Annotated in this window: 8 protein-coding genes and 2 tRNA genes; 7 read left to right on the top strand and 3 right to left on the bottom strand. The window is 65.0% G+C overall.

Features of this window, described 5'->3' with window-relative positions; translation table 11 throughout:
- Window positions 1–234 precede the first annotated feature (234 nt).
- From WBF82_RS12315 to WBF82_RS12305, 3 genes are read left to right on the top strand one after another with little or no spacing between them, the layout of a single operon-like run.
- Window positions 235–846, top strand: coding sequence for a DsbA family protein (locus WBF82_RS12315; RefSeq protein ID WP_424383303.1), 612 nt, complete (start codon window positions 235–237; stop codon window positions 844–846).
- Window positions 847–905: 59 nt separating this feature from the next.
- Window positions 906–1385, top strand: coding sequence for a ribose-5-phosphate isomerase (locus WBF82_RS12310; RefSeq protein ID WP_424383302.1), 480 nt, complete (start codon window positions 906–908; stop codon window positions 1383–1385).
- 6 nt (window positions 1386–1391) lie between these two features.
- Window positions 1392–2198, top strand: a complete 807-nt coding sequence (locus WBF82_RS12305; RefSeq protein ID WP_424383301.1) for an Fpg/Nei family DNA glycosylase — start codon at window positions 1392–1394, stop codon at window positions 2196–2198.
- A gap of 5 nt (window positions 2199–2203) precedes the next feature.
- Here WBF82_RS12305 and WBF82_RS12300 read toward each other — a convergent pair whose 3' ends face one another.
- Both WBF82_RS12300 and WBF82_RS12295 read right to left on the bottom strand, forming a co-directional pair.
- Window positions 2204–3406, bottom strand: a complete 1203-nt coding sequence (locus WBF82_RS12300; protein ID WP_424383305.1) for a serine hydrolase domain-containing protein — start codon at window positions 3404–3406, stop codon at window positions 2204–2206.
- A 128-nt stretch (window positions 3407–3534) separates the two neighbouring features.
- A tRNA-Gly gene (locus tag WBF82_RS12295) sits at window positions 3535–3605 on the bottom strand.
- Between the two features lie 127 nt (window positions 3606–3732).
- On the opposite strand from WBF82_RS12295, the gene WBF82_RS12290 reads away from it, so the two are divergent.
- From WBF82_RS12290 to WBF82_RS12275, 4 genes are all read left to right on the top strand, one after another.
- Window positions 3733–3806, top strand: a tRNA-Pro gene (locus WBF82_RS12290).
- A gap of 65 nt (window positions 3807–3871) precedes the next feature.
- Window positions 3872–5281, top strand: a complete 1410-nt coding sequence (gene tig / locus WBF82_RS12285; RefSeq protein WP_424383300.1) for a trigger factor — start codon at window positions 3872–3874, stop codon at window positions 5279–5281.
- Window positions 5282–5377: 96 nt separating this feature from the next.
- Window positions 5378–5983, top strand: coding sequence for an ATP-dependent Clp protease proteolytic subunit (locus WBF82_RS12280; RefSeq protein WP_424383299.1), 606 nt, complete (start codon window positions 5378–5380; stop codon window positions 5981–5983).
- Window positions 5980–6615 (top strand): ATP-dependent Clp protease proteolytic subunit, encoded by a 636-nt coding sequence (locus WBF82_RS12275; RefSeq protein ID WP_424383298.1) that lies wholly within the window; start codon window positions 5980–5982, stop codon window positions 6613–6615. The genes WBF82_RS12280 and WBF82_RS12275 overlap by 4 nt, the downstream gene beginning before the upstream one ends.
- 29 nt (window positions 6616–6644) lie before the next feature.
- On the opposite strand, the gene WBF82_RS12270 is transcribed toward WBF82_RS12275, so the two are convergent.
- Window positions 6645–6805: homocysteine S-methyltransferase family protein (locus tag WBF82_RS12270; RefSeq protein ID WP_424383304.1), on the bottom strand; the 161-nt coding region annotated here is incomplete at its 5' end.

Below are 6805 nucleotides of genomic sequence, written 5' to 3'. Positions count from 1 at the left end.
GCAGCGCGTTCGACGGCTTGGTCACGGGTGAGGTTCGGAAGTGCCACGTGTCCAACTTAAGCGGGCGGCGTTGCTGGCCGCTTGGCGGCCGGGCAATCGGTTCGTCCAGCGACGATGCAGGCCACGTAGTGGCCTGAGGAGAAGTCGGGCCATCGGTCACAGGATCGGGAACAGGACCGCCAAGGTTAGGGTTGTGCTGGACGGTCAGTCGAACCGTCGCAGAGAGGACCCCGCATGCCTGAGAAGTCAGTTGCCGATTTTTGGTTCGATCCGCTGTGCCCGTGGGCGTGGATCAGCTCGCGCTGGATCTTGGAGGTGGAGAAGGTCCGTGACATCGAGGTCAATTTCCGGGTGATGAGCCTGGCGGTGCTCAACGAGAACCGCGAGGGTCTGCCTGACGAATACCGCGAGCGGTTGGCGAAGGCCTTCGGTCCGGTGCGCGTGGCGATCGCCGCCGAGCAGGCCCACGGCGCCGAGGTGCTCGCGCCGCTGTATACCGCGATGGGCACCCGCATTCACAACGAAGGCAACAAAGACCTCGATGACGTCATCAAGCAGTCGCTGGCCGAGGTGGGCTTGCCGTCGCAGCTGGCCGACGCCGCTGACAGCGATGCCTATGACGACGCGCTGCGCAAGAGCCACCACGCCGGGATGGACGCCGTCGGCGAAGACGTCGGCACGCCGACCATCCACGTCAACGGGGTGGCGTTCTTCGGCCCGGTGTTGTCGAAGATTCCGCGCGGCGAGGAGGCCGGCAAGCTGTGGGACGCCTCGGTGACCTTCGCGGCCTACCCGCACTTCTGGGAACTCAAGCGGACCCGTACCGAGAAGCCCGAATTCGACTAGACCAGTCGGGCGGCGACCCGCATTGCGCCGGTGAGCACCGGCAGGTAAGGATTGCGGGCATGCGCGTCTACCTCGGTTCTGACCATGCCGGATTCGAGCTCAAGCAGCAGATTATCGACCACCTCAAGAAAACCGGGCACGAGCCAATCGACTGCGGTGCCTTTAGCTACGACGCCGAGGACGATTACCCGGCGTTTTGTATCGACGCGGCCACGCGCACCGTGGCCGACCCGGAAAGCCTCGGCATCGTGCTCGGCGGGTCGGGCAACGGTGAGCAGATTGCGGCAAACAAGGTGCCGGGGGCCCGTTGTGCGCTGGCGTGGAGCGTCGAGACGGCGACGTTGGCCCGGGAGCACAACAACGCGCAGCTGATCGGGATCGGCGGCCGCATGCACACCGTCGAGGAGGCGCTGTCCTTCGTCGACGCCTTCCTGACGACGCCATGGTCGAAAGCGCAGCGCCACCAACGACGTATCGACATACTCGCCGAATACGAACGCACTCACCAGGCCCCGCCGGTACCCGGCGCGGTGGGTTAAGTCGGCGTGCCCGAAGGGCATACCCTGCATCGACTGGCCCGGCTGCATCAACGCCGTTATGCCGGTGCGCCAGTAGCGGTCTCGAGCCCGCAGGGTCGGTTCGAAGCGGCGGCCACCGCCGTCGACGGCCAGGTATTACAACGTGCCAGCGCGTGGGGCAAGCATCTGTTCCACCACTATGCCGGCGGCTCGATCGTGCACGTGCACCTCGGCCTGTATGGGACGTTCACCGAATGGCCACGGCCGCCTGATAATGCGATGCCAGCTCCAGTCGGGCAGGTGCGGATGCGGATGGTCGGGGCCGAGTACGGCACCGATTTGCGCGGCCCGACGGTGTGCGAACTGATCGACGAGGCGCAGGTTGCCGATGTGGTGTCCCGGCTCGGACCGGATCCGCTTCGTCGCGACGCCGACCCGACGTGGCCCTGGACACGAATCACCAAGTCGCGCAGGCCAATCGGAGCGCTGCTGATGGACCAGACGGTGATCGCGGGCGTCGGTAATGTGTACCGTAATGAGCTGCTATTCCGCCACGGCATCGACCCGTATCGGGCCGGCCGGGCGATCGGTGAGGCAGAGTTCAATGCTGCATGGACCGATCTGGTGGCCCTGATGAAGATCGGTTTGCGCCGCGGCAAGATCATCGCCATCCGGCCCGAACATGACCATGGTGCGCCGTCTTACGGCCCCGGCCGGCCGCGCACTTATGTCTACCGGCGTGCCGGGGAGCCGTGCCGGGTGTGCGGGACCACGATCCGCACCGCCGAGTTGGAAGGCCGAAACGTCTTCTGGTGTCCGACGTGTCAGACCTAACGCAGTCAGCCTTTCTTGACCTCGAGTGCCGCATAGACCTCATCACTGAGCGCCACGCTGCGCGGGTCGGCGTTTGCCTTGGTCTCGTCGAAGCGGTTCATCACATACGCATAGCCGATCCGGTGTTCGAGGTCGACGAAGCCGAACGAGCCGCCCAGGCCGCCGTGGCCGAAGATGCGCGGGTTGGGGCCGTTGACGCAGCGCTGGTTGAGCATGTAGCCCAGCCCCCACCCGTGGTCGGCGACGCGCGGACCGAGGACCAGATCGGTGTCAAAGCCGCCCTGGGACACCCGAATCAGATCCATGTGCCGACGGCTGAGCAGTTGCTCCTGCGCTAACGCGTTATAGAAGGTCGCCAGTCCCAGCGCTGACACCTGCGCGTTAGTGCCCGGGAACTCGACCTCGCGCCACAACTCAAGGTCGTTGGACCCGACTTCGTCGTCCGCCGCGAATCCCATCGACACGGCCAGGCCGGCCTTGGGGTGCTCGGCTAGCGTGGTGGGATAACCAGGCGCGTTGACGTCGGCCAGCATCTGGCGAATGGTCGGCTTCTCCACCAGATCGGCGCAGCGGCGTTGTTCATTGCGCGACAAGCCGATGTGCAACTCGGCGCCCAGAGGCTCGGCAATCTCGGTGCGCAGGTAGTGACCGACCGTGTGACCGGTGACGCGACGGAAGACCTCGCCGAGGATGAAGCCGAACGTGGTCATGTGGTAGCCCTGTGCGGTCCCCGGCTCCCACCATGGCTCGGCGGCGGCCAGCCGTTCACAGACCAGATCCCAGTCGGTGACCTGCTGCCAGGGCAGTCGTTTGCGAGGCCCGATCACGCCCGACCGGTGGTTCATCACCATGCCGATGGTGATGGCCTCCTTGCCGGCCTGCCCGAACTCGGGCCAATAGCGGGCGACCGGCGCATCCAGATCCAATTCACCGCGCTCGACGAGTTGGTGGACGCAGGTGCTGGTCAGACCTTTTGTACCGGATAGCACGGTGGCCAGCGTGTCCACCCGCCACGGCCGGGTGCCGGCTGCGTCGGCTGTACCGGCCCACAGGTTAACGACCAGCTCGCCATCCACCCAGGCTGCGACTGCTGCACCGACCTCGCCGCGCAGCACGAAGTTCTGCTCGAACGCGGCGCGTACCCGCTCGAAGCGGGGTGCGCATGAGCCTTGAATATCGACAGTGGCCGTGGCGCCTGTGTGCTGAATTTGTCGGCCTCCTCAGCCTCCGGGCTTGGCCCAAACGGCCGCCGGCTGCACTTGTCGGCCTCCGGGGGTTTCGGCGGCCTGCTCAGCCCCCATAGCGTAGTCCGCTGTCGTGGCAAGTGCGCGGCTTGAGCGGGCGACGGGAATCGAACCCGCGTAGCTAGTTTGGAAGACTAGGGCTCTACCATTGAGCTACGCCCGCGTGTATTTAGTCGAGCGCGACTGTACGTCGCGGCAGACATCAAATCCAAATGATGCAGTCCCGTTACTTCGTTGCGAGGCCGCTACGGGCAGCGCGGGGCTTGGCCGTAGGATCGTCGAGGTCACCGCGGGGTGTAGCGCAGCTTGGTAGCGCATCCGCTTTGGGAGCGGAAGGCCGCAGGTTCAAATCCTGTCACCCCGACCGGCACGCCCCAGCCAACGGGCATCGACAGTTGAAGACCGCGAATAGGACCGAGGAGCAAACCCGTGAAGAGCACTATCGAGCACCTGAGCCCCACCCGGGTTCGCATCAACGTTGAGGTGCCTTTCACGGAGCTGCAGCCCGACTTCGACCGGGCCTACAAAGAAATGGCCAAGCAGGTGCGGCTGCCGGGTTTTCGTCCTGGCAAGGCGCCGGCCAAGCTGCTGGAGGCGCGCTTCGGGCGCGAGACGATGCTCGACCAGGTCATCAACGAGGCACTGCCCAGCCGCTACGGCCAAGCCGTGACCGAATCCGATGTGCGCCCGCTAGGCCAGCCCGACATCGAGGTCACCAAAAAGGAGTACGGCGAAGATCTCGTCTTCACCGCCGAAGTCGATATCCGGCCTGAGATCACGCTGCCCGACCTGAGCGCACTGAAAATCACCGTCGATCCGATCCAGGTCAGCGACGAGGACGTCGACGCCGAACTGCAGGCCTTGCGTGCCCGGTTCGGCACCCTGACCGGAGTCGAGCGACCCGCCGCGACCGGCGACTTCGTCTCGATCGACCTGTCGGCCACCATCGACGGCGAAGACCTGCCCGAGGCGGCGACCAAGGGACTGTCACACGAAGTCGGCTCCGGCCAACTCGTGGACGGTCTCGACGACGCGATCGTCGGTCTGTCGGCCGGGGAAAGCCGGACCTTCACCACCACGATGGCAGCCGGCCCGCACGCCGGGAAAGAGGCCGAAGTCACCGTGACGGTCGGCACGGTAAAGGAACGCGAGCTGCCCGAGCCCGACGACGAATTTGCCCAACTGGCAAGCGAATTCGACACCATCGATGAGTTGCGCGCCAATCTGTCCGATCAGGTGCGCCAGGTAAAGCGCGTCCAGCAGGCGGAGGAGATCCGCACTGCCACCCTGGATGCCCTGCTCGACCAGGTCGAAATGCCGTTGCCGGAAGCGATCGTCCAGGCTCAGGTGGACAACGCCGTGCACAACGCGCTGCACAGCCTGAATCACGACCAGGTCAAGTTCGACGAAGCACTCGAAAAGCAGGGCAAGTCGCGGGAAGAGTTCGACGCCGAAACCCGAACGAACGCCGAGAAGGCCATCAAGACGCAACTGCTGCTGGACGCGCTGGGCGATGACCTCGACATCCAGGTCGCCCAGCAAGACATCACCGAACGATTGGTGATGACGTCGCGGCAGTACGGCATCGAGCCCCAGCAGTTGTTCAGCTACTTGCAGCAGAACAACCAGCTGCCGGCGATGCTCGCGGACGTGCGCCGCGGGCTGACGATCGCCGCGGCGGTCGAGGCGGCGACGGTCACCGACAGTGACGGAAACGTCGTCGAGACCGCCGAGTTCTTCGGCAAGCACCCTGAGTCCGAAGACGGGGAAGATGAGATTGGCGCCGACGACCTGGAAGCCGCGGCTTCGTCCGAGGAGCCATCGGGCGACACGAAGTGACGCTGTGAGCGAACGCGGCGGCTTCGGGGAGTGCCCGGCGGCCAGGGTTGGTTAGTGTCGGTGAATACAGAACTGAAAGAAAGCAGGTAACCGACTGTGAGCCGTGGGACTGAAATGCGCGCGAGCGCGCAGGGTCTGAGCCTCGTCGACTCGGTCTATGAGCGTTTGCTCTCCGAGCGCATCATCTTCCTGGGATCGCAGATAGACGACGACATCGCCAACCGGCTCTGCGCGCAGATTTTGCTGCTCGCGGCCGAAGATTCCAGCAAGGACATCTCGCTGTACATCAATTCGCCGGGCGGATCGATCAGCGCGGGCATGGCGATCTACGACACGATGGTGTTGGCGCCGTGCGACATCGCCACCTACGGGATGGGGATGGCCGCGTCGATGGGCCAGTTCCTCTTGGCCGCCGGCACCAAGGGCAAGCGTTACGCGTTGCCACACGCCCGCATCCTGATGCACCAGCCGTTAGGCGGGGTGACCGGTAGCGCCGCCGATATCGCGATTCAGGCCGAGCAGTTTGCCGTCATCAAGCAAGAGATGTTCCGGCTCAACGCCGAATTCACCGGCCAGCCCATCGAGCGCATCGTCGCGGATTCGGATCGCGACCGCTGGTTCACCGCCCAGGAAGCCCTGGAATACGGGTTCGTCGACCACATCATCACCCGCGCCGAGACCAACGGAGCCCCAGCACTATGAACCCCGAACTTCAGCCCCAAGCGCGCTACATCCTGCCGTCGTTCGTCGAGCACTCCAGCTGGGGTGTTAAGGAGTCCAACCCCTACAACAAGCTGTTCGAGGAGCGCATCATCTTCCTCGGGGTGCAGGTCGACGACGCGTCGGCGAACGACATCATGGCCCAGTTGCTGGTGTTGGAGTCGATGGATCCCGACCGGGACATCACCATGTACATCAATTCACCCGGTGGCGGTTTCACCTCGCTGATGGCGATCTACGACACGATGCAATATGTGCGGGCCGACATCCAGACCGTGTGCCTGGGCCAGGCGGCCTCGGCGGCGGCGGTGCTGTTGGCCGCCGGGACACCGGGTAAGCGGTTGGCGCTGCCCAATGCTCGGATCCTCATCCATCAGCCGTCGTTGTCGGGGGTGATCCAGGGCCAGTTCTCCGACCTGGAGATCCAGGCCGCCGAGATCGAGCGGATGCGCACGCTGATGGAGACCACGCTGGCCCGCCACACCAACAAGGAGCCCTCGGTGATCCGCAAGGACACCGACCGTGACAAGATTCTGACTGCCGCAGAGGCCAAGGATTACGGGATCATCGACACCGTGCTGGAGTACCGGAAGCTTTCGGCGCAGACGGCGTAACTGCCTGGGCGCGCTGATCGGCAGTACAGCTAGCTGAGGGCAGCCGCCAGATCGGCGATGTCGGTGGGCCGCACCCGGCAGCACCCGCCGATCACCCGCGCACCTGCTGCCACCCACTGCACGGCCAACCTCGGCGAGAACCGCGATGGCCCAACCCAACTGCGCCGAGCGCCATCCCAGCGCTCGCCGC

The sequence above is a fragment of the Mycobacterium sp. genome (assembly GCF_049673265.1).
Taxonomy (GTDB): domain Bacteria; phylum Actinomycetota; class Actinomycetes; order Mycobacteriales; family Mycobacteriaceae; genus Mycobacterium.
The sequence above is the reverse complement of the archived record's forward strand: the minus strand, read 5'-3'. Positions and strand labels throughout refer to the sequence as shown.

Coding starts and splice junctions, on each gene's coding strand:
- WBF82_RS12315 (WP_424383303.1), top strand. CDS start 235: ATGCCTGAGAAGTCAGTTGCCGATTTTTGGTTCGATCCGCTGTGCCCG.
- WBF82_RS12310 (WP_424383302.1), top strand. CDS start 906: ATGCGCGTCTACCTCGGTTCTGACCATGCCGGATTCGAGCTCAAGCAG.
- WBF82_RS12275 (WP_424383298.1), top strand. CDS start 5,980: ATGAACCCCGAACTTCAGCCCCAAGCGCGCTACATCCTGCCGTCGTTC.